Annotated in this window: 21 protein-coding genes; 6 read left to right on the forward strand and 15 right to left on the reverse strand. The window is 58.2% G+C overall.

Annotated features, from left to right (window positions below; all coding sequences use genetic code 11):
- Positions 1-56 precede the first annotated feature (56 nt).
- On the reverse strand, positions 57-2,327 hold the full coding sequence (locus ADS46_RS13925) for a DNA internalization-related competence protein ComEC/Rec2 (protein ID WP_066321036.1): 2,271 nt from the start codon (positions 2,325-2,327) through the stop codon (positions 57-59).
- Between the two features lie 97 nt (positions 2,328-2,424).
- Between ADS46_RS13925 and ADS46_RS13930 the strand changes: the two genes are divergently transcribed.
- Positions 2,425-2,976 carry a DUF2062 domain-containing protein gene (locus ADS46_RS13930; RefSeq protein ID WP_066321038.1) on the forward strand — a complete coding sequence of 184 codons (552 nt, stop codon included), beginning with the start codon at positions 2,425-2,427 and terminating at the stop codon, positions 2,974-2,976.
- Here ADS46_RS13930 and ADS46_RS13935 read toward each other — a convergent pair.
- Entirely contained in the window at positions 2,973-3,677 is a 705-nt protein-coding gene (locus ADS46_RS13935; RefSeq protein ID WP_066321040.1) for an ABC transporter ATP-binding protein, read from the reverse strand. The genes ADS46_RS13930 and ADS46_RS13935 overlap by 4 nt on opposite strands.
- Positions 3,678-3,687: 10 nt before the next feature.
- Entirely contained in the window at positions 3,688-4,929 is a 1,242-nt protein-coding gene (locus ADS46_RS13940; RefSeq protein WP_066321041.1) for a lipoprotein-releasing ABC transporter permease subunit, read from the reverse strand.
- A gap of 205 nt (positions 4,930-5,134) precedes the next feature.
- Here ADS46_RS13940 and ADS46_RS13945 point away from each other — a divergent pair, with 205 nt between their 5' ends.
- Entirely contained in the window at positions 5,135-6,211 is a 1,077-nt protein-coding gene (locus ADS46_RS13945) for an agmatine deiminase family protein (RefSeq protein ID WP_066321043.1), read from the forward strand.
- Positions 6,208-7,110 (forward strand): carbon-nitrogen hydrolase, encoded by a 903-nt coding sequence (locus ADS46_RS13950; protein ID WP_066321045.1) that lies wholly within the window; start codon positions 6,208-6,210, stop codon positions 7,108-7,110. The genes ADS46_RS13945 and ADS46_RS13950 overlap by 4 nt, the downstream gene beginning before the upstream one ends.
- Positions 7,111-7,184: 74 nt before the next feature.
- Here ADS46_RS13950 and ADS46_RS13955 read toward each other — a convergent pair whose 3' ends face one another.
- The 4 genes from ADS46_RS13955 to ADS46_RS13970 all read right to left on the reverse strand — a co-directional run bounded on the left by ADS46_RS13955 (position 7,185) and on the right by ADS46_RS13970 (position 12,676).
- On the reverse strand, positions 7,185-8,141 hold the full coding sequence (locus tag ADS46_RS13955; protein WP_234346838.1) for a Nudix family hydrolase: 957 nt from the start codon (positions 8,139-8,141) through the stop codon (positions 7,185-7,187).
- Between the two features lie 98 nt (positions 8,142-8,239).
- The gene (argJ, locus tag ADS46_RS13960) at positions 8,240-9,469 is read right to left on the reverse strand and encodes a bifunctional glutamate N-acetyltransferase/amino-acid acetyltransferase ArgJ (RefSeq protein WP_066321047.1); all 1,230 of its coding nucleotides are present in this window, start codon (positions 9,467-9,469) and stop codon (positions 8,240-8,242) included.
- Between the two features lie 29 nt (positions 9,470-9,498).
- Positions 9,499-12,240 (reverse strand): preprotein translocase subunit SecA, encoded by a 2,742-nt coding sequence (secA, locus tag ADS46_RS13965; RefSeq protein WP_066321049.1) that lies wholly within the window; start codon positions 12,238-12,240, stop codon positions 9,499-9,501.
- Between the two features lie 70 nt (positions 12,241-12,310).
- On the reverse strand, positions 12,311-12,676 hold the full coding sequence (locus ADS46_RS13970; protein ID WP_066321050.1) for a hypothetical protein: 366 nt from the start codon (positions 12,674-12,676) through the stop codon (positions 12,311-12,313).
- A gap of 157 nt (positions 12,677-12,833) precedes the next feature.
- Here ADS46_RS13970 and ADS46_RS13975 point away from each other — a divergent pair, with 157 nt between their 5' ends.
- Entirely contained in the window at positions 12,834-13,325 is a 492-nt protein-coding gene (locus ADS46_RS13975) for a DUF721 domain-containing protein (RefSeq protein WP_066321051.1), read from the forward strand.
- A 45-nt stretch (positions 13,326-13,370) separates the two neighbouring features.
- Here ADS46_RS13975 and ADS46_RS13980 read toward each other — a convergent pair whose 3' ends face one another.
- On the reverse strand, positions 13,371-14,600 hold the full coding sequence (locus ADS46_RS13980; protein WP_082926091.1) for a hypothetical protein: 1,230 nt from the start codon (positions 14,598-14,600) through the stop codon (positions 13,371-13,373).
- 213 nt (positions 14,601-14,813) lie between these two features.
- Positions 14,814-15,257 carry an Hsp20/alpha crystallin family protein gene (locus tag ADS46_RS13985; RefSeq protein WP_066321052.1) on the reverse strand — a complete coding sequence of 148 codons (444 nt, stop codon included), beginning with the start codon at positions 15,255-15,257 and terminating at the stop codon, positions 14,814-14,816.
- Between the two features lie 162 nt (positions 15,258-15,419).
- On the opposite strand from ADS46_RS13985, the gene ADS46_RS13990 reads away from it, so the two are divergent.
- Positions 15,420-16,724 carry an ATP-grasp domain-containing protein gene (locus ADS46_RS13990; protein ID WP_066321055.1) on the forward strand — a complete coding sequence of 435 codons (1,305 nt, stop codon included), beginning with the start codon at positions 15,420-15,422 and terminating at the stop codon, positions 16,722-16,724.
- Between the two features lie 4 nt (positions 16,725-16,728).
- Complete coding sequence (locus tag ADS46_RS13995) at positions 16,729-18,741, forward strand: CocE/NonD family hydrolase (protein ID WP_199825244.1); 2,013 nt, start codon at positions 16,729-16,731, stop codon at positions 18,739-18,741.
- 75 nt (positions 18,742-18,816) lie between these two features.
- Here ADS46_RS13995 and lpxC read toward each other — a convergent pair whose 3' ends face one another.
- From lpxC to murC, 6 genes are all read right to left on the reverse strand, one after another.
- Positions 18,817-19,728 carry a UDP-3-O-acyl-N-acetylglucosamine deacetylase gene (gene lpxC, locus ADS46_RS14000; protein ID WP_066321057.1) on the reverse strand — a complete coding sequence of 304 codons (912 nt, stop codon included), beginning with the start codon at positions 19,726-19,728 and terminating at the stop codon, positions 18,817-18,819.
- Between the two features lie 136 nt (positions 19,729-19,864).
- Positions 19,865-21,037 carry a cell division protein FtsZ gene (ftsZ, locus tag ADS46_RS14005; protein WP_066321058.1) on the reverse strand — a complete coding sequence of 391 codons (1,173 nt, stop codon included), beginning with the start codon at positions 21,035-21,037 and terminating at the stop codon, positions 19,865-19,867.
- Between the two features lie 34 nt (positions 21,038-21,071).
- A complete protein-coding gene (gene ftsA, locus ADS46_RS14010) occupies positions 21,072-22,361 on the reverse strand; it encodes a cell division protein FtsA (RefSeq protein ID WP_066321059.1) in 1,290 nt (429 codons plus the stop codon).
- Between the two features lie 298 nt (positions 22,362-22,659).
- Complete coding sequence (locus ADS46_RS14015; protein ID WP_066321061.1) at positions 22,660-23,373, reverse strand: cell division protein FtsQ/DivIB; 714 nt, start codon at positions 23,371-23,373, stop codon at positions 22,660-22,662.
- Complete coding sequence (locus tag ADS46_RS14020) at positions 23,370-24,311, reverse strand: D-alanine--D-alanine ligase (protein ID WP_066321064.1); 942 nt, start codon at positions 24,309-24,311, stop codon at positions 23,370-23,372. The genes ADS46_RS14015 and ADS46_RS14020 overlap by 4 nt, the downstream gene beginning before the upstream one ends.
- Positions 24,308-25,717 (reverse strand): UDP-N-acetylmuramate--L-alanine ligase, encoded by a 1,410-nt coding sequence (gene murC, locus ADS46_RS14025; RefSeq protein ID WP_066321231.1) that lies wholly within the window; start codon positions 25,715-25,717, stop codon positions 24,308-24,310. Before murC ends, ADS46_RS14020 begins: the two co-directional genes overlap by 4 nt.
- Between the last annotated feature and the right edge of the window lie 6 nt (positions 25,718-25,723).

Raw genomic sequence — 25,723 nt, forward strand, 5'->3', positions numbered from 1 at the left:
ACGAGCTCCTAAGCAATAGCGTGCAGTGGGAGGATTCTACCTGATGGCGCTGCGCATCAACACCGCTGTCGAGGCGCCGACCCGCGCAGGGAATTTATTTCAAGCGGGGCATCAGGGGAGAGGCGTAACTGGACGGCGCCATCTTGGGCAGTATTCCATAAACAGCTCCCCTGCTCGCGAAAACGCCGCACAACGTCGTCATTGGGGTGACCAAAGGGGTTATCGCGCCCGGCACTAAAAATAACATGCCGGGCATCGGCCGCCCGCACGAACTGCAGCCCCGAACTCGAGGCGCTACCATGGTGCCCCGCGACCAATACCGTAACGGGCGATCTGAGATCTCCGATCAACCGCCGCTCGACCTGTCGACCGGCATCGCCGGTGATTAACACCTGCTGCTGGCCCATCTGAACCGACAGCACGCACGACCGGTCATTGGAGGAGGATTCGCCCTGGTCCGCGTTGGGCCACAATACGCGGTAATGCACGCCATCCCGTTGCCACTCATCGCCCCGTTGACAGTCAAGACGTTGCACCGCAATAGGTTCCTGGGCAGGTGCACGCCATTCATCCACCTGGTGCTGGTCGCGAAGCGCCTGCACGCCCCCTGCGTGGTCACTATCGCTATGGCTGACAAGCACCTGATCGAAATGCTGCCCCGGCGGCCACAGGGTTTCAAGCGGCATGAACCCCGAGCGATAACGCGGCCCCGTGTCCACCAACATCCGCTGATGGGCGCTCCGCAGTTCTATCAACTGGCCCTGCCCCACATCATAAACGGTGATAAGCAAGTCATCGCCTGCGGGGCGTGACGACGCTGGCCAAAAAGGCACCCACATGACAATGATAAGCGCCCCTAGCTTCAGCCACCTTGCCGTGCCGGGCAGCCCCCAGCATAACGCCATCACAAGAAGCCCCACTGCCCACGGCAATTGCAGGTAGCGCGGCGGTTCCCATAACGGCCAATGCACCACTGCCACTTCCAGGGCACTGTAAAAGCCCCCCAATCCCTGCTCGAATAACCACCAGACCACCGTCGACGCGTAAGGCACTGGCGTCAGCAACCAACCCAGCAGCGCCAGCGGCACCATGAAAAGGCTCATGAAGGGAACGGCGACCAGATTAATCAGGGGAGCCGCTGGCGCTACCCGGCCAAACGCGATGAGCACCGCCGCCGCCATTAGCGGGGCCAGCAGACATTGGGACCGCAGCACGGCCCAGCACCATCCGCGCAGGCCCTGCGGGCGTGGCCTGCCTTGCCAAATGATGATCAGCCAGGCAACGGCCAGAAACGACAGCCATAACCCGGGTTGCCAAAGGGCAACGGGATCGATCACCAGTACAGCGGCTAGTGCCAGCCACCAGCCTTGCCAGGGCCCCGGTGCGTGGCGACCACTCAACACCCAGAGACCCACAACGCTCATGATCATGGCGCGCATGGCCGGTGGCTCCATGCCCGCCAGTACCGCATAACCGAAGGCCGCCGAGCCCGCCAGCCACCAGGGCCACGCCCTCAGGCGCCAGTTGCCCGGCGTCAGCTTGCGCGCGGCTCCGCGGGCTAACAGCAAGACGAAAGAAGCGACCAACCCCACGTGCAAACCGGAGATCACGACCAGATGGGTCGTACCACTGGCGTTGAGTAGCTTCCAGTCATCCCGGGTGAGCTGGTCTCCCAGCCCGAGCGTCAGCGCCGCAAGCCAACGCCGTGTGCGCGGCGAAAGCGGTTGCTTTTCCAGCAGGGCATGTGCTTGGTGGCGCAGTGAGAAAGGGGCAGCGGTTAGCCGCTGAGCAGAAGGTTCCTGGCGGATATAGCCGGTCGCATCGATACCCTCACGCCATAGCCAGTGGGCATAGTCGAAAGCACCGGGGTTCATAAAGCCGTTGGGCGGACGCAGACGCAGCGTCATCACCCAGCGCTCGCCTGGTTTAGGCAATGGCGGCTCCGGGGCGTATGCGCTGACCCGCACCCTTTGCAGGCGCTCGCAGCCTGGCCGAAGGTCCGGGGCCTCACAGCGATCCACTTCCACTAACAGACGCAGGCCACCGCTTATCTGCTGGGTCTGTATAATACGCCCGTCAACCCGAACATCCTCGCCGGAAAGGCCGGGTGGCAGTTGACGCGCCCACTGGGATGGGATGGCCACCACTCCCCAGCAGACGATCGCCAGCCAAAGGCAATAGCGCAAACGCACTGTTGCCAGGACAAGCAGCAAAATACCCAGCGCCGAGGTCACTGGCAGCGTATTACCGGCTGGCCCCAGCCAACGGCCAAGAACAGCTCCCGCCATTACGGCCACTGCAACGGGCATCGCAAGCCCAATGCGCATACTGCCCTCCCTGGCCCTGCCTTATCGCCGCCTTGGCGTAGCCGAAACCCTGTCCCTTATGGATAATGGGCGGCATTCATAGGCAAGAGTGTCCGACATGCCTCGCCGTTTCTTCCAACGCTATATGCCCAAGCCCGATACGCTAAAGCGTCAGCGGTCGCTGCGTTTCATGGCGCCGCTGATTGCCGACCCGCGCTTGTGGCAACTGACGCGACGCAGCGTCGCCAATGCGTTCAGTGTGGGGCTTTTCTGCGCTATGCTGCCGATTCCCTGCCAAATGGTGGTCGCGGCCATAGGTGCTCGCTTCAGCCGCTGCAACCTTGCCCTCGCGGTTGGCCTGGTGTGGATTACCAACCCACTGACCATGCCGCTATTCTTTTACGGTAACTATTGGATTGGGACCTTTTTTCTGGATACGCCTGCACGTGAGGCGCCTTCCCGCCTTTCGACGCAATGGCTGGCCGAGCAAATGCATAACATCATGCCCGCTTTGCTGCTTGGCTCTCTGGTATCGGCCCTGGTCCTGGCCGTAATGGCCAATATTGCCGTGCGCCTGATCTGGCGTTGGCACGTTTCCCACCACTGGAAGCGCCGCCGCCAAAAGAGACGGCAGCGGCGTGCCCGGATCGAAGCCGAATTCGACGATTAAGGCTGCTGTACGAGCTTTCCTCCATCCAGTTTCATCATCCGATCCTGATGACCCGCCAGGCCAATGTCGTGGGTGACAATCACGAAGGCACAGGCGCTTTCGCGCGCCAGCTCATCCATTAGCGCCAGAATGGTGGCGGCCGTGGTCTGGTCCAGATTGCCCGTGGGCTCATCCATTAATACCAGGCTGGGGTCCGTGACCAGCGCGCGGGCAATGGCCACCCGCTGACGCTCCCCACCGGATAATTCACCCGGCTTGTGATCGGCCCTGTCCTGCATGCCCACCCGCGACAAGATCTGCATGGCGCGTTGCTCGGCCGTTTTTTTCGCTTGCCCGCGAATGATCAACGGCAACGCGGCGTTTTCTACCGCCGTGAACTCGGCAAGCAGGTGGTGGAACTGATAGACAAAGCCGATATAACGGTTGCGAAACCGCCCCAGCGCCGTCTCATTCAGCCCCGCCAGCGGTTGATCCGCGATCACTACATCGCCTGCAGTAGGCCGGTCCAAGCCGCCTAACAAATTAAGCAGTGTCGTCTTGCCCGACCCTGAGCTACCCACAATGGCAACGCGCTCGCCCGCATGCACTTGCAGGTCAAGCGTATCGAGGACGGTTAAATCCTGCGGCCCTTCACTGTAGGTGCGGGTCAAGCCTTCACATTTAAGCATTACAGGGGCATTGTTCGATGTCGTCTCAGACATGTTGGCTTCCTTATTCATAGCGCAGCACATCGGCAGGCTGGACACGTGCAGCACGCCAAGCCGGGTAAAGCGTGGACAGGAACGTCAACCCGAAGGCGGCCATCACAATGTTTCGGACATCTTCAAAGTATAAACGCGACGGCAAGTCACTGATGAAGTAGACCCCTGCATCGAGGAATTTGATATTCATGAAGCCTTCGACCCAGCCGATCAGATCGGAAATCGTCAGGGCGAGCAACACACCGACAGCGACGCCCAAGGCAATCCCGATAAAACCGATAGCCAACCCTTGCACGATAAAAATCCCCATGATCGAACGCGGGGTGGCACCGATGGTTCGCAGTATGGCGATATCGGCCCGTTTGTCGGTGACGACCATGACCAGAGTGGACACAATATTGAAGGCGGCGACCGCAATAATGACCGTCAACAACAGCGCAATCATGCGTTTTTCCATCTGGATTGCCTGGAAAAGGTTGCCCTGTGAATAGGTCCAGTCACTGCCTCGATAGCCAGGGCCCAGTTCGTTGAGGATAGCCTGTGTTTCGCTACCGGCGACAAACAGGTCGTCCAGTTCAAGACGCAGCCCGCCGATCGCATCACCAAGACGGCCAAGCGTCTGCATGTCCTCGATATTAGCGTAAGCTAAGTTAGCGTCAAGCTCGGCACCAACGCTAAAGATGCCGCTGACGGTGAAGCGTTTGAGACGCGGAAATACGCCCGCCGGGGTAATCGAGGCCTCAGGAACCAGCAAGGTCACGCGATCGCCCACATCGACGCCCAGGCGTCGGGCCAACATGGATCCCAGCACGACATTCCACTCGCCCGGCACCAGGTCGCTTAACTCGCCTCGCTGCATATGCTCGCCAATAATCGATACCTTATCTTCCCAGTCGGGATGGATACCGTTGACCATGGCGCCTTCATTGTTGCCGCCCACCGAAAACATGCCCTGCTGTTCGACGTAGGGGGCGACACCCTCGACGCGGTCACGCTGCATAATCTTTTCGGCCAGCGACTGCCACTCCACCATGCCCTCGCGAGCTTCGATTTTGGCGTGCGGCACCATACCCAGGATTCGGGTACGCAGCTCGTGGTCAAACCCGTTCATTACCGACAGAACAAGAATCAGTACCGCCACGCCCAGCATCAGTCCCAGCATGGAAGTCAGCGATATAAACGAAATAAAATGGTTTCGGCGTTTAGCGCGCACGTAGCGCAGCCCCACCAGAAAAGGCAAACGATCAAGCATGGCGTCATTCCTTATAAGTCAGCGCTCATGGTACGGTTTTTTTAGCATCGCTGCATATGTGTAAGCGGGCTTTAGAGGCACATCCGCCGCCAGCGTTCCCTCATGATTCTCTATACTTGCAACTTTTCGCGCCAGCCCCTACATTGCGCCGATTCGACTGGCGCCCGACGCGCCCTCTTTTATCTTCGCTGCGAGCGGCTTTACGTTGACCACTTCGACCTATCGTTTATTACCCGAGTGGCATCCTCAGGATGGCATTCAACTCACCTGGCCATGCCCGGATGGCGACTGGCAGGCACTCCTGGGCGGCATTGAAGGCACACTCGAGCGTATTGTCATCGCCGTGACCCGCCATCAGCGAGTGCTCATCAGCGTGCCTGACGACGCCACGCGCACACGCCTGGCAGCGACATTCGACGCCTATGGAGTACCCGAAGGTCAGTTACGGCTGTGTGTCGCGCCCAGCGACGACACCTGGGCACGGGATCACGGGCCGATTACCGTCGCCGATGAAACGGGGACATTGCAACTGTTGGATTACACCTTCACCGGCTGGGGCGGCAAATTTCCTGCCGATCGCGATAATCGGCTGACCCAGCGGCTTGCCGAGGAAGGCGTGTGGAACTGCCCCGTCAGCCCTCGGGAGCTAGTGCTGGAAGGCGGCGCGATTGAGACGGACGGCGACGGCACCTTGCTCACCACCGAGGCCTGCCTGCTCAATCCCAACCGCAACCCGCAGATGACCCGGCGGCAGCTGGAACAACAGCTTGAGGAAGACTTAGGGATAGATCGCGTGCTGTGGTTGGCTCATGGCCATCTGGAAGGCGACGACACCGATAGCCACATTGATACCCTGGCGCGTTTTTGCAACCCGACAACCATCGCCTATGTGCGCTGTGACGACCCGACGGATCCTCACTACCCAGCCCTGCAAGCGATGGAGCAGGAGCTCAAGGCGTTTCGGCAGCGTAATGGCGAGCCCTATCGGCTAATTCCGCTGCCCTGGCCTCAGGCCTGCTATGCACCCGACGATGGTCGCCGCTTGCCTGCCACTTACGCCAATTTTTTGATCATCAATGGGGCTGTACTGGTACCCACCTACGGGGACCCCGCCGACGTTATTGCGCTGAACGCTCTGGCGGTCGCCTTTCCCGAACATACGCTCATTCCCATCGAGTGCAGTCACGTCATTCGCCAACACGGCAGCCTGCATTGTTTAACCATGCAGCTCCCCCAAGGCACGCTCGCCACTGCTCATCAGACCGCGGAGGAATCATCATGAAAAGCCCCGTCACCGTCGGCATCGTGCAACAGCAAGCCTGGCCCGACAAGACCCAAAGTCTGGCCGCCAGTGAAGCGGGCATTCGCGACGCCGTGCAGCAGGGTGCTCAGCTGGTATTGCTCCAGGAACTGCATGCCACGCACTATTTCTGCCAATACGAAGACCCCTCGGTGTTCGACCTGGCCGAGCCGCTGGACGGGCCCACGGGCCAACGGCTCGCCGAGTTGGCCCGGGAGCTGGACATCGTACTCGTCGGCTCGCTGTTCGAGCGCCGCGCGCCCGGGCTCTATCACAATACCGCGGTGGTATATGACCGTGCCGAGGGCCGCGTGGGCCAGTATCGCAAGATGCATATCCCCGACGACCCCGGTTTTTACGAGAAATTCTACTTCACCCCCGGCGATCACGACGCCGCCCGCGACGAGGGGTTTACGCCGATAGACACCTCTCTGGGCCGTCTGGGCGTGCTGGTTTGCTGGGATCAGTGGTATCCCGAAGCCGCGCGCCTGATGGCCCTTGCCGGCGCCGAGCTGCTCCTCTACCCCACCGCCATCGGCTGGGACCCCAACGACGACGCTGCCGAGAAGGCCCGTCAGCAGGACGCCTGGACGCTCATCCAGCGCGCTCACGGCGTCGCCAATGGGTTACCCGTGGTCGTCGCCAACCGGGTTGGGTTTGAGGCCGATCCGTCTAGCGTGGGTGCAGGCATCCAGTTTTGGGGAGGCAGTTTTATCTGCGGGCCACAGGGTGAACTGCTGGCAAGAGCCGGAGAGACGTCTGAGCAGTTGGTCGTGGAGGTCGATATGGCCCGCAGTGAGAACACGCGGCGTATCTGGCCTTACCTGCGCGACCGTCGGATCGATGCCTATGGCGAGCTGACCCGCCGCTTCAGGGACTAGCCGCCGGACGCCCTTCTGTTGTTAGGCAAAACGCCTGCCTGGGATTAACCAGACAGGCGTTTTTGATGCCCTGCCTATTTCCAGAAATCGCGGATGGAGGCAATCCCCTGGGCGCCCACGGCGCGGGCGTGATTGGCATCAAAACGCGTCATGCCGCCCAACGCAAAGACCGGCATGCCAGCGCGCTCCACCCACTGCTGAAAATCGTGCCAGCCGATGGGGGCTACATCGGGGTGCGACGGCGTGGTGCGCAATGGCGACAGCGAGACGAAGTCACAGCCTAGCGCAGCCGCCTGCTCCAACTGCCTGGGGTCATGGGTCGACGCCGACAGCCATTTGTTTTCCGCAATCGGCCGACGCTCAAGCTGCATAAGGCGCTCGCTGGTCAGATGTATGCCGTCGGCATCCACCTGATCGAGCAGCGAGGGGTCGCCATTGAGCAGCAACCGCGCCCCCACCTCGCGACACAGCGTCAGCGCGCGCTGCGCCCTTGCCACGTAAGCATCGTGCGTCAGCTGCTTGGCGCGCAGTTGGACCAGCCGGATGTTATCCTCGTTTAACGCCCGGGTCAGCCGTGCATCAAAACGGGCTTCATCGGCTTCTTCACCGGTGATCAGGTATTCGGTCGGTAGCATGACAGCCCGCAGGATGGGCAAATTTGCTGCCGGGAACGGGTAGTTGACCAGTTCCTCCATGGGGACCCAGCGAACAGCCTGGCCTTCGCGGCCAAAGGGTTCACCTGCAAAGGCATGCACCTGCCAGACATCCAGCAGTATATGTTTGTCAGAATACTCATGATGCACCCGGATCAATGGTTGCGCATTGATAATTTCGACGCCCAGCTCTTCGTGCAATTCGCGTTTCAAGCCTTCCAACCCGGTTTCGTAGGGGGCCAGCTTGCCGCCGGGAAACTCCCATAGTCCGCCGTGATCAACGTTCGAAGGCCGCCTGGCAATCAACACCTGCTGCTTGTCAGCACTGATAATGGCAGCGGCTGCCACATGAACCCGTCGTTTAACCATGATATTCATTACGTCTCTATCCACTGTGTGCACACCCGCTGAGCGATAGCGGTATTATATCGCTGTTAAGATCTGTTGACGTCGAAGCGGCGACGAGCGTTTGTCGCTTAGCTACGATAATCAGCGTTGATCGATACATAGTCATGGGAGAGATCCGACGTCCACACTGTGGCATTCTCGTCTCCCCGCCCCAGACAAATGCGGATGGTAATCTCATCGTTGGCCATCACCTGGCTACCGGCTTCTTCCGTATACCCTGCCGCTCGACCGCCGTTTTCCACCAGGCGCACATCGCCAAGCTCGATGATGACCTTTTCAACGTCGAACGCATCGACCGGCGCCCGACCAACGGCGGCAAGAATACGCCCCCAGTTGGCATCAGACGCATAGAGTGCCGTCTTGACCAAGGGGGAGTGGGCAACGGTAAAGGCCACATCAAGCGCTTCCTGACGGCTACGAGCCTGGTCGACCTGCAAGGTGACAAACTTGGTCGCACCTTCACCATCGCGAATTATGGCCTGCGCCAACTCCGTCATTACCCGCTGCAAACCGTTGCGAAAGATGTCGATATGCGCATCGTTTTCAATGCGCAACCCCGTGCCGGTTGCCGCCAACATGCAGGCGTCATTGGTCGAGGTATCGCTGTCAACGGTAATGCAGTTGAACGAGCGATCGACCGTTTCGCGCAGCAGGCGATCCAGCAATGCCTGATCGATTCCCGCATCCGTCACTACAAAGCCCAGCATGGTGGCCATGTTGGGCTTGATCATGCCCGAGCCTTTGGCGATTCCGTTGATGACAACCTCGCGGTCACCGATCGCCAAGGTCACACTCGCCCCCTTGGGACGTGTATCGGTGGTCAAAATACCTTCAGCCGCGTGCTGCCAGGCCTGGCCATCACCTGCCAAATCGCCAAGCGCCACAGGAATGCCGTCAAGAAGGCGCGCCATGGGCATTGGCTCGCCGATCACGCCCGTGGAAAACGGCAGCACGGCATAGGGGTTGGCACCCACCTGCTCGGCAACCGAGGTGCAGCTGTCACGGGCGTCCTTAAGGCCAGCGTCACCGGTGCCTGCATTGGCATTGCCCGTATTGATCAACCAGTAGCGAGGAGCTTGACCGTTTTCAGCGCTACGCTGAAAGTGCTCCTTTGCCACTTTCACCGGAGCGGCGCAGAAGGCATTACGGGTGAACACCCCTGACACCGTCGACGTTTCGGGCAACTCAATGACCACGACATCACGACGGTCTGGCTTTTTTATCCCGGCCATGGCCGAACCCAAACGCACCCCGTCCAGAGTCGGCATCGGGGGGAAGGGTATTGATCCTACCGCCATGTAAATCTCCTTAAGCGTGGCGTTTGCACTTAGTCGAGCTTACCGCAACACTGTTTATACTTTTTGCCCGATCCGCACGGACAGGGGTCATTGCGTCCAACCTTGGGGCCTTCGCGACGAACGGGACGGCCATCGGCACCAGGTGCCTCTTTAGGCGCGTCGGTTTCGTCGGCCGCGGCAGCGTCCGGGTCGTCATGGCGGCTGGCAGCAGTGGCTTTTTCACGCTCCAGCGCTTCACGACGCTTCTGCTCCAGGGCTTCCACTTCTTCCGGCTGGCGGACCTGTACATGGCTGAGAATCCGTGTCACGTCTGCCTTGATGTTCGTCAGCAACTGCTGAAAAAGCTCAAACGCTTCACGCTTGTATTCCTGCTTGGGGTTTTTCTGCGCATAGCCACGCAGGTGAATACCGCGACGCAGGTGATCCATGGATTGCAGGTGCTCTTTCCAGCGGGTGTCGAGAACCTGCAGCATCACCTGCTTTTCAAACCGGCGAATAAGCGCTTCACCGGCGGCGTCGATTTTCGCGGCGTAGGCTTCCCGGTGCATGGTGTGCAGGCGTTCGCGCAGCTTCTCTTCGTTGAAGCGCTGATCCGCTTCTGCCCATTCGACGACCGGCGCATCCAGGTTGAATTCGGTTTTCAGGTGCGCTTCCAGGCCCGGCAGGTCCCACTGCTCGGCCAGGCTTTGCGGCGGAACAAAGTCGCTGATGGCCTCTTCCATGACTTCTTCATGGATACCCGCAACAGCGTCTGCCACGTTATCAGCGGCCAGTATGTCGTTACGCTGCTGATAAATGACCCGGCGCTGGTCGTTGGCCACATCATCGTATTCAAGGAGCTGTTTACGAATGTCGAAGTTGCGCCCCTCGACTTTCTTCTGCGCTCGCTCCACGGCATTGGAGACCATCTTGTGCTCGATGGCTTCGCCACGCTCCAGGCCCATCGCCTGCATCAGACGCTTGACGCGGTCAGACCCGAACAGTCGCATCAGACTGTCTTCGAGGGACAGGAAGAAGCGGGTGGACCCAGGGTCACCCTGGCGCCCGGCACGGCCGCGCAGCTGATTATCGATCCGCCGCGACTCATGGCGCTCGGAGCCGATCACGTGCAAACCGCCGGCTTCCAGAACGGCGTCGTGACGCTCCTGCCATTCTGCTTTCAGGGCATCAATCTGCGCCTGGCTGGGCTGCTGGAGTTTGGCCACTTCAGCTTCCCAGTTACCCCCCAGCACGATATCGGTACCCCGGCCCGCCATGTTGGTGGCGATCGTTACCGCCCCAGGACGCCCCGCCTGGGCAATGATCTCGGCTTCACTTTGGTGTTGCTTGGCATTGAGAACGTTGAACGCGAGATTGGCCTCACGCATCAGGTGCGCAATGTATTCGGAGGTTTCGATGGAGGCCGTACCCACCAGCACAGGGCGACCCGCCTCAGTCTGTACTTTGACGTCCTGGATAATGGCTTCGTATTTCTCTTCCGCGCTCAGGTAGACCAAATCATTGAGGTCTTTACGCTTCAACGGCCGATTGGTGGGAATCACCACCACATCAAGCCCATAAATCTGGCGGAATTCGAAGGCCTCGGTATCGGCCGTACCGGTCATACCGGCGAGCTTGTCGTAGAGGCGGAAGTAGTTCTGGAAGGTGGTCGAGGCCAGGGTCTGGCTCTCGCGCTGAACGGTGACGCCCTCTTTAGCTTCGACAGCCTGGTGCAGACCCTCCGACCAACGGCGCCCCGGCATGGAGCGCCCGGTGTGTTCGTCGACGATCACTACCTGATCGTCGGAGATCATATAGTCAACGTCACGGTGGTAGAGATAGCGAGCTCGCAACGCCGAGTGCATGTGCTGAAGCAGGTTGAGGTTTTGAGCCGCATACAGGGAGTCATCTTCCCCCAGCAGCCCCTCTTCACGCATGAGTGCCTCGACCTTATTGTGGCCCTGCTCGGTCAGTTCAACCTGTTTTTGCTTTTCCTCGAGGACGAAATCCCCCGTGACCGGCGTTTCGTCGTCCTCGGACTTTTCGCCTTTTTCCAACTGCTGCGACAGACGGTCAACCACTTTGTACAGATCGGTATTCTCGTCCACAGCACCTGAAATAATCAGCGGCGTACGCGCTTCATCGATCAGGATCGAATCCACCTCATCGACAATCGCGTAGTGCAACTCACGCTGGACTTTATCTTCAAGCGAAAAGGCCATGTTATCGCGCAGATAATCAAAACCAAACTCGTTGTTAGTGCCGTAGGTAATATCGCAGTGATACGCATGACGCTTTTCGGCGCTGGTCTGACCGCTGAAAATAACCCCGACGGTGAGCCCTAAAAACTCATACAGCGGGCGCATCCATTCAGCATCACGGCGGGCCAGGTAGTCGTTCACCGTCACCACGTGAACGCCTTTCGCCGGTAGCGCATTCAAGTAAACAGCGAGCGTTGCCACCAGGGTCTTACCCTCGCCGGTTTTCATTTCAGCGATACGGCCACGATGCAGGGTGATCCCGCCAACCATCTGCACATCAAAGTGACGCATGCCCATGACGCGTTTGCTGGCTTCACGAACCATCGCGAAGGCGTGCGGCATTAAGCTGTCCAGCGATTCGCCGTCCGCCAGTCGCTGGCGCAATGTTGCCGTGGTGGCCTGCAGTTCGGCATCGCTTAATGCCTCGAACTCACTTTCCAGCGCATTAACGTGCTGCACGCTTTTGAGCATGCGTTTCACATCACGGTCATTTTTTGAACCGACGACCTTACGTAATAAATTATTGATCATGTAGTTTCCAACTAGCCACGAGCGCCCTTGGCAGGGTCACCCCGTTCCATTGATGAAGAAGGTTGACTGTCTATCGGCCGTAAAACGGGGGAATCTGAGGGGGGCCACGACGACTGAATACATCATGTGCGGCCACTAGCACACTAACAAAACGCTTGAATGCAAAAGGTTTAGGCGACACTAAGGGCTTCACCACAACCCAGAAGCGCCGCAGCGCGCGACGCCGGGTTGCCATCAAGCGCGTCCGCGCGCGCAATACGGCGGGTACCCAAATACACGCCACCACGCTGCGCTCACCACCCCGTAGCGCTTCCGCGTAGGTCAGGTTGGTCGGCAATAAGCAGCCAACCAACAGGCCTGCCAGCCACCACCGTGCCAGGCTATGGCGACGCTGACGCCGAGGCAATACCGAGGCAATGTTCAACGCTTGCGACATGCTGTGGACAAACTCCTGAGCGTGTTAGGCTTTACGGGTCGGGCAACCTGACGTGTGCCCGACATCACCTTTGCCGGTAAGCATCTAAATAAGGCACCTGTGTAAAGGCAAGGTACCTGTGCATAGGGCAATAAGCGATACCTTAGGAATCAAGCGTATGAGTATAAAGGTTAAGCGATCTCAGGCACAGCCCATCAGTCGTTTGATGGGCAAGTCGGGCGATATCGGAAAGCTTATGCGCCTCTCTTCGCTTATCGATCAGGCGCAGCGGCACCTGCAGGCCCACCTGCCCGAGGCAATGCGCGAGCATATTTATGTTGGCGGGTTTCGCGACGGCCGTTTGACGCTGATCAGCGGCCAGGCCCAATGGTTAACCTGGCTGCGCTACGAGCAGGACCGGCTGCTGGGCCTTATCCATCAGTTGCCGGGATTCGAGGGCGTCACCGGGTTTACCTTCAAGGTACGTCCTGTAAAAACCATCAAGCCTCCCCTGCGCAACACCCGCTCTCTGTCGAGTTCAGCGGGCAAAACACTCAGCCAGTGCGCCGAAGACACCGACCACCCCGCGCTCAAACAAGCTCTGGAAAGGTTAGCCTCACATGCGGCTCAGGACCATGAGGGCGGCAATGAGAACAACCAGAAGCACTGAACCGGATAGCTCAGCTCGACAGTATAGAAAAGGCACTCGGGCCCTTTATTCAGCCAAGTCATTTCGACCCTCGCCTTTTCGTTGGTTGCGACGTCGCTGGCGATAACCGTAAGTAGCATTTCTGACTGTTTCCTCGTCTTCCAACCCTACCCCCAGCGCGCCGACAAAAGTGGCCACCGAGGTCGTGAGCCAGGCAAGCACAATGTAATCCAAGAGATCTATCCCGTGACCGAGCTTGGCTTCCAGCATGTCGAACGGAACAAAGACAAGCGCTGCTATGCAGAACAAAATCAGCAGAATCATATAATAAAAGGCAACACCAGCGCTTAATGTCAGCACGGTAACGGCATTATAGAGGCGCGCAAGATATGGCGACGAGGCCTTTTGGGGCGGTTCCCAAAGATTATGGGCAAGAATGATCCAGGCGATCATGGCCAGCATGGCAACCATCATCAGCAAGACAAGGCGGGGCCAAGCATAGTGATCGCTGAGCTGCCAAAGATTGGGAAACACAAGGCCATAGGTACCGGTTGCGAACGCGGCGGCAATAACTCCTTTGAAAGCGGGGAAAATGGTCCAGGGCCGGTTGGCGCGCACCATGCCAGCCAGGATGCGCAAGTTTCCGTTGATCCAGGTCTCGGCGATGAAGCGCACGTCGATGGTGTGCTCCTCGCTGGTCAGAGTGAGCCGACGAATCGGAAACAGCTTCTCGTAAAGATGCGTTCCCAGCAGTTGCCAGGCCCCCTGCCCACGCAGACTCTCATGTACCTTTTGGGATCTCGCAGTATGCCACGACTGGCGAGTGCGGGCCTCGACCGAGCTTCCATGATGCATTTCGTTGGCCAGTTGCAGTATCGCCTCGCAAAGACGACGGCGTATGGTGGTAGCGCCAAAGGTTGGCAATGAAATTAGCGCAACGCCATTTGCCTTGCTGGCCTCAGCGACCACGAAACGCTTGCGCTTGCGGATCGGTAGATCGGTAATGCAGATGACATAGTCCCACTGCCGATGCCATTTATAATTGATAAGATTCCCGACGATATCCGTAGAATCCTCTGCAACACCGATCAAAGGATCAACGATCAGCTCCACCTCCCAACTCAGCCGATCGTCGACATAATCGGCCAAAAGCGGAGGTAGCCGTTCGATTATCCGTCGGGAAACTTCGGCGGGCATTTCTGGGGCAGGCACCAGACCAACCACCTTTCGATGTGCGTCGCCCTCCTGGCTTCCATTTGGCTGTGGCCTCCGAGTGTCGCCAATAAGCCAGGACATAAGCACTCCTTAACCCCATGGTGAATGCATCAGAAAGCTATTTAAAAAAGCGCAAGCACTCCGCGCGTCTACAAGACCCAAGTCAAAACGAAGGTGCGACCTATGCAGTTGAACCTAATACCTGTATACCGCCCAAAATCTGGGTCAGGCCATTGTATGCTGACAAAAAAACGGGAAGCCAGGGCTTCCCGCTGAGTGAGTCACAGTTCCAGCTTAGCCTTGTACCTCAATGCGGCGCTGCCCGCTCTGCTCTTTCTTCTTGATGCGTAATTTCAGTACGCCCTTGTCAGCGCGGGCCTCCACATCTTCGTCACTGGCGGCTCCCGGCAAGGTGAATCGCCGTACGAAAGCGCCATATGAGCGCTCCACATGACGGAAGCCGTTGCGTTCACTCTCATTCTCTTCCTGGCGTTGTCCACGAAGTGTCAACACGCCATTTTCAAGCGTTACTTCCAGATCCTTGGGATCGATACCCGGCACTTCGGCCTCGATCACATATTCCTCGGGCTCCTCACGGATATCCACTGCCGGACTCCACTGCCCTGAGAGAGAAGGAATGCCGGGTCGATCCTGATCGAAGAGCCGTTCTATCTCGCTGCTGAACTGACGCAGCAAGCTGCTTGGTTCGTGATCACGAATGGAAGGTAAACGTGCCATTGAGCTTCACCTCCTTTAGCTTTCACTCTATCTGTACACCTACTCAGATAGAGGCGACAACGCCATTTTCAACCCCCTACGCGCCCTTGAATTCAAGCTTTTTTTAACCTATTAAATAGGGAGTTAAGCCTCGTCTTTCCAGGAAAACACTTGGAGGACACCATGAGTGATGGCAAGAATATCGCCGTGATCGGGCTCGACGATTTCCATCGCCAGCTTCTGGAAGACGTACGTGGTGCCGACAACTATTGTTTTCACGGCCTGATCCCCTACCACCATATCGTCAATCCCGATCGCTATCCCATTGAGGAGTTTCTGCACAGTGCCCAGCGGGAACTGTCGGAAATTGAAGGCGGCGTGGACGCGATAATTGGCCACTGGGATTTTCCCACCACCAGCCTGCTCCCCTTGCTGCAGGCGCAATTGGGGCTGAACGGCCCATCGCTGGAATCGGTACTGCTATGCGAAAACAAATATGCCACTCGCCTGGTCGGGGAAGAAATCATTCCCGAACTGTTGCCGCCGTTTGCGCTGGTCGACCCCCGTGATGATGCCGTAGCAGACGATCCACCGTTACCCTATCCCTTCTGGCTGAAACCGGTTGTGGCATTCTCCAGCACCCTTGGGTTCCGGGTGGATGGACGCGAAGATCTCAAACACGCCTTGCAGCAGATTCGCGCCGGTATCGACAAGTTCGCCGCCCCCTTCAACACGCTGATGCAACGCGCCCATTTGGGGCAGCGTCGCGCCTTGTTGAACGGCAAGTTCTGCATCGCCGAAGGCATCATCAGCGGACGCGGCACGACGGTGGAAGGCTATGTGCTAGACGGTGAGCCGCAAACCTACGCGATTATCGACTCCCTGCGCGGGCCCAATCAGGTGAGCTTCGTCGGTTATCACTATCCGTCGGACCTGCCCGAAGAAGTAGGCCAGCGCATGGAAGAGGCCAGTTGCCGCATAGTAAGGCACCTGGGACTTCGTCATACGCCCTTCAATATCGAGTTTTTATGGGACGAGGAACTCGACAAGCTACGTCTTCTGGAGATCAACCCGCGCATTTCCAAGTCCCACTCCCCCCTGTTCGCGCTGGTGGATGGCGCCTCTCACCACGAGGTGGCCATCGATGTGGCACTGGGCCGTGAACCTCGCTTCCGGCGCGGCGCAGGCCGCTGGCGCTATGCTGCCAAGTTCATGCCCCGGGTCTATGCCCCCGCCAGGGTTACCCGGGCCCCCACAGAAGGTGACTTGGCAAGATTGCGTCAACGTTTCCCCGATGCGCTGTTTTTCAGCCATGTCCATGAAGGCATGGAGCTGTCCGACCTGCCCAACCAGGACAGTTACAGTTTCGAACTCGGCGACCTCTTCCTTGGAGGTAACAGCCGCGAGGAGTTGACCCGCCACTTTCATGAAGCCATGCAGATACTGGGCTTCAGGTTCTCACAACGCGTGGCTACCAACTATGAATGAGGTGATGATGGAAGCCAAACATCGTGTGCGTCAGCTCGAGCATGTCTCGATTCCCATGAAAGACGGAGTGGAACTGGCCGCCCGTATCTGGTTACCAGCAGACGCCGAACAGCATCCCGTACCAGCGATCCTTGAGTACATCCCCTACCGCAAGCGTGATTTCACCCGAACACGGGATGCGACCATGCACCCCTGGTTTGCCGCCAACGGCTACGCCAGCGTACGGGTAGATCTTCGTGGCAGCGGTGATTCGAGCGGCGTACTGAGTGACGAATACCTGCCACAAGAGCTTGACGACGGCGAGGCGGTGATCGACTGGCTCGCCGCACAACCCTGGTGTAATGGCCGGGTCGGCATGCTGGGCATCTCATGGGGTGGCTTCAATGGCCTGCAGATTGCTGCACGCCGCCCAAAGGCGCTACAGGCGGTAGTGGCAGTGTCAGCCACCGACGACCGCTATGCGGACGATGTGCATTACATGGGCGGCTGCCTACTCGGCGACAACCTTTCCTGGGCATCGGTGATGTTCGCTTTCAACAGCCTGCCGCCGGATCCGCAACTGGTCGGTTCTCAATGGCGAGACCTGTGGCATCAGCGCCTGGAAGGTAGCGGCCTATGGCTGGAGAAATGGTTGTCCCATCAGCAGCGCGACGCCTATTGGCAGCACGGCTCCGTCTGCGAGAACTATGATGCCATCCGCTGTCCGGTCATGGCGGTCAGCGGGTGGGCGGATGGATATACCAACGCCGTCTTCCGGCTACTCGAGCATCTGAAGGTTCCTCGGCTCGGCCTGATCGGCCCATGGAGCCACAAATATCCCCACCAGGGCGTGCCTGGTCCGGCCATCGCTTTTCAACAGGAACTACTACGCTGGTGGGATCGCTGGCTCAAGGATCGCGACACTGGCATTGACCGCGAACCCAAGCTGCGCGCCTGGGTACAGGATAGCATGCAACCCAGCGCCCATTACCGGCATCGTCCTGGTCGTTGGGTGGCTGAGCACCAGTGGCCGTCTAGCAATGTGGTAACCTGGCCTTTTCGACTGGCCCCCGGGCGGCTGATCCAAAAGCAGGGGGAACCTGAAGAAACCGCCGCGCTTACCGTGCAGTCACCCCTTAGCGTAGGCTTCTTTGCTGGCAAATGGTGTTCCTACGCAGCAGGCCCAGACTTACCCCATGACCAGCGCGAGGAAGACGGTGGTTCGCTGGTGTTCGACAGCCAGCCTTTGGAACAGGATCTAACGCTGCTGGGCGCCCCGGAGGTAGACCTTGTGCTTGCCTGCGATAAGCCGGTCGGCATGGTTGCAGTGCGACTTTCCGACGTAGCGCCTGATGGCAAGGCCACCCGCTGTACCTATGGCCTGTATAACCTCAACCACTGGGCCGGCCATGATCGCGCCCAGCCCCTGGTACCGGGCCAACTCTACCGCATCCGGGTAAAACTCAACGATCTTGGTCAGGTATTCCCCGCCGGTCACAGCCTGCGCTTGGCGGTATCCAGTTCCTATTGGCCACTGGCTTGGCCATCACCAGAACCAAGCCAGTTAACCTTGCATACTCAGGAGTGTCGCCTGTGGCTGCCGACTCGCCATCCGCAGCCAGAGGATGACGAAGTAGCCTTTGAAGCGCCGACCGCACCGACACCGCCGCCAGTAACCCAACTGGAACCTGGCGAACACCGCTGGCTGATTCACCGGGATCTACAAACCAATCACTCTACCCTTGAAGTCATCAAGGACGAGGGGCGCTATCACCTTGAGGATATCGATCTGGTGATTACTGATCGCACTCGGGAACTCTACTCACATGAAGGCGACGACTTCCAGTCAATACGCGGCGAGGTGGTGGCCGAGCGTCAACTGCAGCGACAAGATTGGGATGTACGCACCCGGACGCGCACTTTGCTCACGTCGGACAGCGAACGTTTCCAGATAGATGCTGAGCTTGATGCTTACGAGAACAACCGGCGAGTGTTTTCACGCAACTTTTCAAAATCCATCCCAAGACGCTTCCTTTAAATCATTGCGGTCCATGAACGAAAAACGCACCGCCTGAGCGGTGCGTTTTTGGGAAGATCCATCCAGCAAGGCTGACTATGCCATGGCGGGGGCCGAGTAGGAAATCGGCGCAACCGCTTTTTCTTCTTCAAAGGTGACAATTTCATAGGCATCGGGCTGGGCAAGTAACTCGCGACATAATTGATTGTTCAATGCGTGACCCGACTTAACACCGCGGAACTCGCCAATCAGGCTATGACCCAGCTGGTACAGATCACCAATGGCATCCAGCACCTTGTGCTTGACGAACTCGTCTTCGTAGCGCAACCCGCCCTCGTTGACGATTCGATAGTCATCGACAACGATGGCATTATCCAGGCTTCCGCCTAATGCCAGGTTGTTCGAGCGCAAGAATTCAAGGTCACGCATAAACCCGAAGGTACGCGCCCGGGAGACTTCTTTAACGAAGGAGGTCGTCGAAAAGTCGATCAGTGCCGTTTGCTTTTGCTGGTCGAACACCGGGTGATCAAAGTCGATGGCAAAGGAAACCTTGAACCCCTGATGCGGCAGAAAGGTCGCCTCTTTATCGTCTTCTGTCACGCTGATCGGACGCTTGATGCGAATAAACTTCTTGGCTGCTTCCTGCTCCAGAATACCCGCCGATTGAATCAGGAAGACGAACGGGCTTGCACTGCCGTCCATGATAGGCACTTCTGGGGCGCTGACATCGACATACGCATTGTCGATGCCCAATCCAGCAAACGCCGACATCAAATGTTCGACAGTCGCCACTTTGACACCCTGATAGCTGAGTGCAGTACACAGTTTGGTATCTTCAACCAACTCTGCGCGGGCAGGCACCTGGGCCATTGGCTCCAGATCCGTTCTGACAAACACAATCCCCGTATTAGCGGGCGCCGGACGCAAAGCCAGATGAACTTTTTTACCCGAGTGTAAACCCACTCCGGTGGCACGAATGATATTTTGTAAGGTGCGTTGTCTGATCATGGGCAGTGGTCGAACTCTAATAACGGGGATAACCGCAAGGGATGAAAGTTATCAAACAGTGTTCACTTTAACAGCAAACGAGAGTTTTGACCAATAAAACTCTCGTTTGCCGGTAGCATGAACCTGATAGCTTGTATCAATCCGCCTGGCGGCGCAGGAACGCGGGGATGTCCAGATAATCGTCAGCATCCGCAGCGCGACGCTTTTCAGGGCGTGCAGACGTGCTTTCGGCAGCTTCGGCACGGCTGTTTGCCTGCTGGCGCATTACCGTGGGCTGTTGCAGCTTGCGGTAATCTGCCGAGGTTTCTGCCGCACGGCGAGCCGGCTCACGGGTTGCCGCTTTCGGCTGACCACCGTCCAAGCCTGCCGCCACGACTGTGACACGCAGCTCGTCGGACATTTCCATGTCGATGGAAGTTCCCACGACGATCGTCGCTTCCTGGGAGGCAAATTCCTGTACCGTGGCACCCACGTCGTTGAATTCGCCAATCGAGAGGTCTGGACCGGCTGTGATGTTGACCAGGATGCCGCGCGCACCGTGCAGATCGATATCTTCCAGCAGCGGGCTGCGAATGGCCTTTTCGGCGGCTTCACGAGCACGGTTCTCACCAGTCGCACCGCCGGTGCCCATCATCGCCATGCCCATCTCGGACATCACCGTACGCACGTCGGCAAAGTCGACGTTGATAATGCCCGGGCTGGTAATCAGCTCGGCAATGCCCTGGACAGCGCCCAGCAGCACATCGTTGGCTGCGCTGAAGGCGGTCAACAAGGTGGCGTTCTTGCCCAGCACAGAAAGCAGTTTTTCGTTGGGAATGGTGATCAGCGAATCCACATGCTCCGAGAGCTCTTTCATGCCCTCTTCTGCCGCGCGCATACGCTTGGGCCCTTCAAACGGGAAGGGCCGCGTCACGACCGCCACCGTCAGAATGCCCAATTCCTTGGCCACCTGCGCAACCACGGGTGCACCACCAGTGCCTGTACCACCGCCCATGCCAGCGGTGATGAACACCATGTCAGCGCCGTTGAGAAGCTCAGCGATACGCTCACGATCTTCCATCGCCGCCTGACGGCCAACATCCGGGTTAGCGCCTGCTCCCAGGCCCTTGGTGATTTCCCCGCCAAGCTGCAGAACCGTTTTGGCGGATACCCGCTTTAACGCCTGAGCATCGGTGTTGGCGCAGATGAACTCGACGCCTTCGATGTTGCTTTCGACCATGTGGTTAACAGCGTTGCCACCACCGCCGCCAACGCCAACCACTTTGATGACCGCACTGCTCGAGGGTGCGCTATCTACCAATTCGAACATAAGCCCCGTCTCCTGAACCGCGCTTGCGGCCCTGTCAGAAATTTCCTTTGAACCAGCCTTTGATTCTTGCCAGCGCTGCACTGCCATCCTTGACGTCACGCCGGGAGACGTCAGTACGCCCCTTGTGCACAGGGATGACTCCCCGTTGACTTTCTCGACCATGCCCATGGCGGGATTCCTGCAGTGCATAATGCAGTAAACCCACACCCGTTGCATAGATAGGGTTGCGTACAACGTCTGACAACCCTTTGACATTTTGCGGACACGCAATACGAACGGGCATATGAAAGATTTCTTCTGCCAGCTCGCCCACGCCTTCCATACGTGACGTACCGCCGGTCAGCACAATACCGGCAGCGACCATGTCTTCATAGCCGCTGCGACGCAGCTCGTCTCTGACCAGCGTAAAAAGCTCCTCATAGCGTGGCTCAACCACTTCGGCCAGGGCCTGCCGGGAAAGATCCCGAGCCGGCCTGTCACCTACGCTAGGTACTTTGATCATTTCGTCGCTTGCCGCCAGCTGAGTCAGCGCACAAGCGTACTTCACCTTGATCTCTTCGGCGTGCTGTGTAGGCGTCCGCAACGCCATGGCAATGTCGTTGGTGACCTGATCGCCCGCGATCGGAATCACCGCCGTATGACGAATGGCGCCTTCGGTGAAGATCGCCATATCGGTCGTTCCACCGCCAATATCGACCATGCAGACACCCAGCTCGCGCTCGTCCTCGGTCAATACTGCCATGCTGGACGCCAACTGCTCGAGGATAATGGCATCCACATCCAGACCACAGCGACGCACACATTTTTCAATGTTCTGCACCGCATTGAGCGCCGCGGTTACCAGATGAACCTGAGCCTCAAGGCGGACTCCCGACATCCCAAGGGGTTCGCGAATGCCGCCCTGAGCGTCGATTGAAAATTCCTGGGGCAGCACATGCAGAACTCGCTGTCCTTCTGAAACAGCCCGTGCGCGGGCCGAGTCAATTACTCGCTCGATATCCGAGGGTGTCACTTCGCGTTCTTTGATGGCCACTACACCATCGGAGTTCATTGACTTGATATGGCTGCCAGCAACGCCGACGTAGACAGAATGAATGTCGCAGCCCGCCATCAGTTCGGCTTCTTCAACGGCGCGCTGAATCGACTGCACGGTCGATTCAATATTGATCACCACGCCGCGCTTCATGCCCCGGGATGGATGCGAGCCAATGCCCGCAATTTCAATTCCACCATCGTCGGTTGGCTGACCGACGATCGCGACGACCTTGGACGTTCCAATGTCCAGCCCGACCACCATGTTGGATGCGTTGGGTGAGCCTGCCATGAGTCGGGAAATCTCCTTGTCGCCTTAAATAAAAAACAATTAACGTTCAATCTTACTTGGGCTCTAATTAATAAGAGTGCCAACTTGTGTCTTTGCATCGCCGAGCAATGAGCCAACTTAATCAGATGAATTAACATTTATAATTCACGAGTGGCTCATAGTATAGAAACAATCAGCGCATTACGACTAGTCAATTATCACAATAGTCGCCATCAAAGGGAAATAAAACCCCGTTTGCGCGGTTTTCATCGACAGCGACTGCTTACTTTACACCGTTAAACGCCCTTTCTTCGATGCGTTACTCTTTTTGCACATCAAATTCACTTTCTCCGTGCCAGGCCACCGCCACCCCATTGGGGTAGCGTAAATCGATATAACGGATGCGGTCACTTAAACGACTCAATTCCCGCTGCCAGGAGGCACTTAAACGCGCCAGCCGCACTTGATGTTGACGACGCCCCAACATAACCCAGGTGCTATCATTTAACTGTAACCGCCAGGCGCCTCGCGGCTCTAGGCGTAACTGCGTTAAACGTAAATCCAGCCCTGCGAAATGCGGGGTTAATTGATGGTAATAATCCAGCACTTCTTTACTGCTACCGGCGGGGCCTGCCATGTCGGGCAACCCCTTGGGCGCTTCCATCGGAGCGAATGCAAAGGTTTCGCCTTCTGCGTTAAGCAGAAAGTCGTCATTCCAGCGGGCCACCGGGGTTTGCTCAACCAGCTCAAACACCAGCGCATTGGGCCACTCACGTGTTATGCGTACTTCATTCAACCAGCCAATGCGCAATGCCTGTTGCCTTAGCGCCCCCAGATCAGCAGATAACCACTGACTGTCTTCAACGACAGGTGCCAACTGGGTCCGTAGATAGTCAGCATCGACGTAGTCCCAGTCGCCCCGGATGGAGACACGCTCAATGGGACGATCAAGCCACAGCCAGAGCGCCTGGCCACCTGCCACCAACAGCAGACCCAACATCAAACCACCCAACCAGGCCTGGCGTCTTTTCATGAGGCGCTCTTTTGACCGGCCGTTTGCAGAATACGCATCACCAATTGATCAAAATCGATACCGGCATGGGCGGCCGACTGAGGTACAAGGCTGTGGTCGGTCATGCCCGGCACGGTGTTGACTTCGAGTAACCAAAAGCGCCCCTCACTGTCACGCATCACGTCAACGCGTCCCCAGCCCTGCCCGCCCACGGCGGCAAACGCCTGTTGGCAGAGTGCTGCCAGCGCCGCCTCATCCTCTTGGGACAGGCCACACGGCAGGTGGTATTGCGTTGTATCGGTCAAGTACTTGGCTTCATAGTCGTAAAAACCACCCGGTACTTCAACGCGAATGGCGGGAAGCACTTGATCGTCTAACAGGCTCACCGTGTATTCATCGCCCTGGATGAATCGCTCCGCCATGACCCGCGCGTCGAAACGGGCGGCATCATGATAGGCGGCTTCCAGGGCCGCCTGATCGTCGACAATGCTGATGCCAAGCGTCGACCCCTCATGGACGGGCTTGACAATCAGCGGCAGACCAAGCTGCGCGACCACCCCGGCCCAGTCAGCATCCGCGTGGAGCATGATGCTTTCCGGCGTTGGCAACGCCAGGGCATGCCATACCTGCTTGGTGCGCTGCTTATCCATCCCCAATGCCGACGCCAGGACACCACTGCCCGTATAGGGAATGCCCAATAGCTCTAGCGCCCCTTGCAGGGTGCCGTCTTCGCCGCCGCGACCATGCAGCGCAACAAAAACCGCTGTCGGGGCCAGTCTTTCCAGGCCGACCAAACCACCCTCGCGCGGGTCATAGCCCTGGACATTCACGCCCTGGCGTTCCAGCGCCGCGATAATCGCAGCACCGCTCTTCAGTGACACTTCACGCTCGGCAGACTGACCGCCGTAGATGACGACAACACGCTCAAGCGATAGGGGTTCAGAGTTGAGTCCGCTCACAGATCTACCTCATTTAACGCCAACTGGGCTTGCGCCAGGCGCAGCGAGATACCGCCGACATCACCGGCACCCTGGGTAATCAAAATGTCGCCGGGGCGCAGCACGTGGCTTAGCAGATTGGGCAATTCGTGTTTATGCTCGACAAACAGCGGATCAACCTCGCCTCGCTGACGAATCGAACCCGCCAGCGTGCGGCCTTCTGCCCCGGGAATCACCGCCTCGCCAGCGCTGTAAACGTCCAACAGCACTAGCGTATCCACTTGGGAGAGCACCCGGACAAAATCCTCGTATAAATCACGCGTGCGGCTGTAGCGATGCGGCTGATAAAGCATCACCAGACGCCGCTCAGGCCAACCTGCCCGAACCGCCTGGATGACCATATCCACTTCCCGGGGGTGATGTCCATAATCATCCACCAGCATGACGTCTCCCCCCGTCGGGCTGGGGTAATGGCCATGCACCTGAAAGCGACGCCCCACGCCCGCAAAGTTCGCCAGGGCGCGAGTGATCGCTGCATCACTGACACCGGCATCGGTGGCCACCACAATCGCCGCCATGGCGTTCAACGCATTGTGCCGTCCGGGCATGGCCAGCCGAATGGGTAACGGGTCGGCATCACCGGGACGCAACGCGGTAAACGACACCTCGCCCCCTTGCTGCTCAAAATCGATGATTCGGTAGTCGGCATCCTCGTCGAACCCGTAGGTGACGAACTGGCGTTTCACCTGATCACAGAGCTCACGCACATTGCCATCATCGGTGCAGAGCACTGCAAGCCCGTAAAAGGGCAGATTATGAAGAAATTCGACAAACGTGCTTTTAAGGCGCGAGAAATCACCACCGTAGGTTGCCATGTGGTCAGCATCGATATTGGTGACGATGGACACCATCGGCTGCAGGTGCAGAAATGACGCGTCGGATTCATCGGCCTCGGCCACCAGATAATCACCCTCACCCAGCCTTGCATTGACACCCGCGCTGGTCAGCTTGCCACCGATCACGAAGGTTGGGTCAAGGCCGCCCTCGCCTAGTATCGTTGCCGTCAAGCTGGTGGTTGTGGTCTTGCCATGGGTACCGGCCACCGCAATGCCATGGCGAAAGCGCATCAGCTCGGCGAGCATTTCAGCGCGGCGCACCACCGGTACGCGGTGATCGTGGGCCCAGCGAATTTCTGGATTCGTCGGATCAATGGCGCTCGATACAACCACGACATCCGCCCCAAACACGTTTGCTTCGGCGTGACCAATCGATATGCTGACACCGCACTGGCTCAAACGCTCGGTAACCGGCGAAGGTTTTAAATCACTGCCGCTGACAGCGTATCCCTGGTTGGCTAGCACCTCCGCGATGCCGCACATCCCGGCACCGCCGATGCCGACGAAATGAATGCGCCGAATGCGACGCATGCCGCG

It is taken from the genome of Halomonas sp. G11 (genome assembly GCF_001663515.1).
Classification (GTDB): domain Bacteria; phylum Pseudomonadota; class Gammaproteobacteria; order Pseudomonadales; family Halomonadaceae; genus Vreelandella.

Coding starts and splice junctions, on each gene's coding strand:
- ADS46_RS13925 (WP_066321036.1), bottom strand. CDS start 2,327: ATGCGCATTGGGCTTGCGATGCCCGTTGCAGTGGCCGTAATGGCGGGA.
- ADS46_RS13930 (WP_066321038.1), top strand. CDS start 2,425: ATGCCTCGCCGTTTCTTCCAACGCTATATGCCCAAGCCCGATACGCTA.
- ADS46_RS13935 (WP_066321040.1), bottom strand. CDS start 3,677: ATGTCTGAGACGACATCGAACAATGCCCCTGTAATGCTTAAATGTGAA.
- ADS46_RS13940 (WP_066321041.1), bottom strand. CDS start 4,929: ATGCTTGATCGTTTGCCTTTTCTGGTGGGGCTGCGCTACGTGCGCGCT.
- ADS46_RS13950 (WP_066321045.1), top strand. CDS start 6,208: ATGAAAAGCCCCGTCACCGTCGGCATCGTGCAACAGCAAGCCTGGCCC.
- ADS46_RS13955 (WP_234346838.1), bottom strand. CDS start 8,141: ATGAATATCATGGTTAAACGACGGGTTCATGTGGCAGCCGCTGCCATT.
- argJ (WP_066321047.1), bottom strand. CDS start 9,469: ATGGCGGTAGGATCAATACCCTTCCCCCCGATGCCGACTCTGGACGGG.
- secA (WP_066321049.1), bottom strand. CDS start 12,240: ATGATCAATAATTTATTACGTAAGGTCGTCGGTTCAAAAAATGACCGT.
- ADS46_RS13970 (WP_066321050.1), bottom strand. CDS start 12,676: ATGTCGCAAGCGTTGAACATTGCCTCGGTATTGCCTCGGCGTCAGCGT.
- ADS46_RS13975 (WP_066321051.1), top strand. CDS start 12,834: ATGAGTATAAAGGTTAAGCGATCTCAGGCACAGCCCATCAGTCGTTTG.
- ADS46_RS13980 (WP_082926091.1), bottom strand. CDS start 14,600: ATGTCCTGGCTTATTGGCGACACTCGGAGGCCACAGCCAAATGGAAGC.
- ADS46_RS13985 (WP_066321052.1), bottom strand. CDS start 15,257: ATGGCACGTTTACCTTCCATTCGTGATCACGAACCAAGCAGCTTGCTG.
- ADS46_RS13990 (WP_066321055.1), top strand. CDS start 15,420: ATGAGTGATGGCAAGAATATCGCCGTGATCGGGCTCGACGATTTCCAT.
- ADS46_RS13995 (WP_199825244.1), top strand. CDS start 16,729: ATGATGGAAGCCAAACATCGTGTGCGTCAGCTCGAGCATGTCTCGATT.
- lpxC (WP_066321057.1), bottom strand. CDS start 19,728: ATGATCAGACAACGCACCTTACAAAATATCATTCGTGCCACCGGAGTG.
- ftsZ (WP_066321058.1), bottom strand. CDS start 21,037: ATGTTCGAATTGGTAGATAGCGCACCCTCGAGCAGTGCGGTCATCAAA.
- ftsA (WP_066321059.1), bottom strand. CDS start 22,361: ATGGCAGGCTCACCCAACGCATCCAACATGGTGGTCGGGCTGGACATT.
- ADS46_RS14015 (WP_066321061.1), bottom strand. CDS start 23,373: ATGAAAAGACGCCAGGCCTGGTTGGGTGGTTTGATGTTGGGTCTGCTG.
- murC (WP_066321231.1), bottom strand. CDS start 25,717: ATGCGTCGCATTCGGCGCATTCATTTCGTCGGCATCGGCGGTGCCGGG.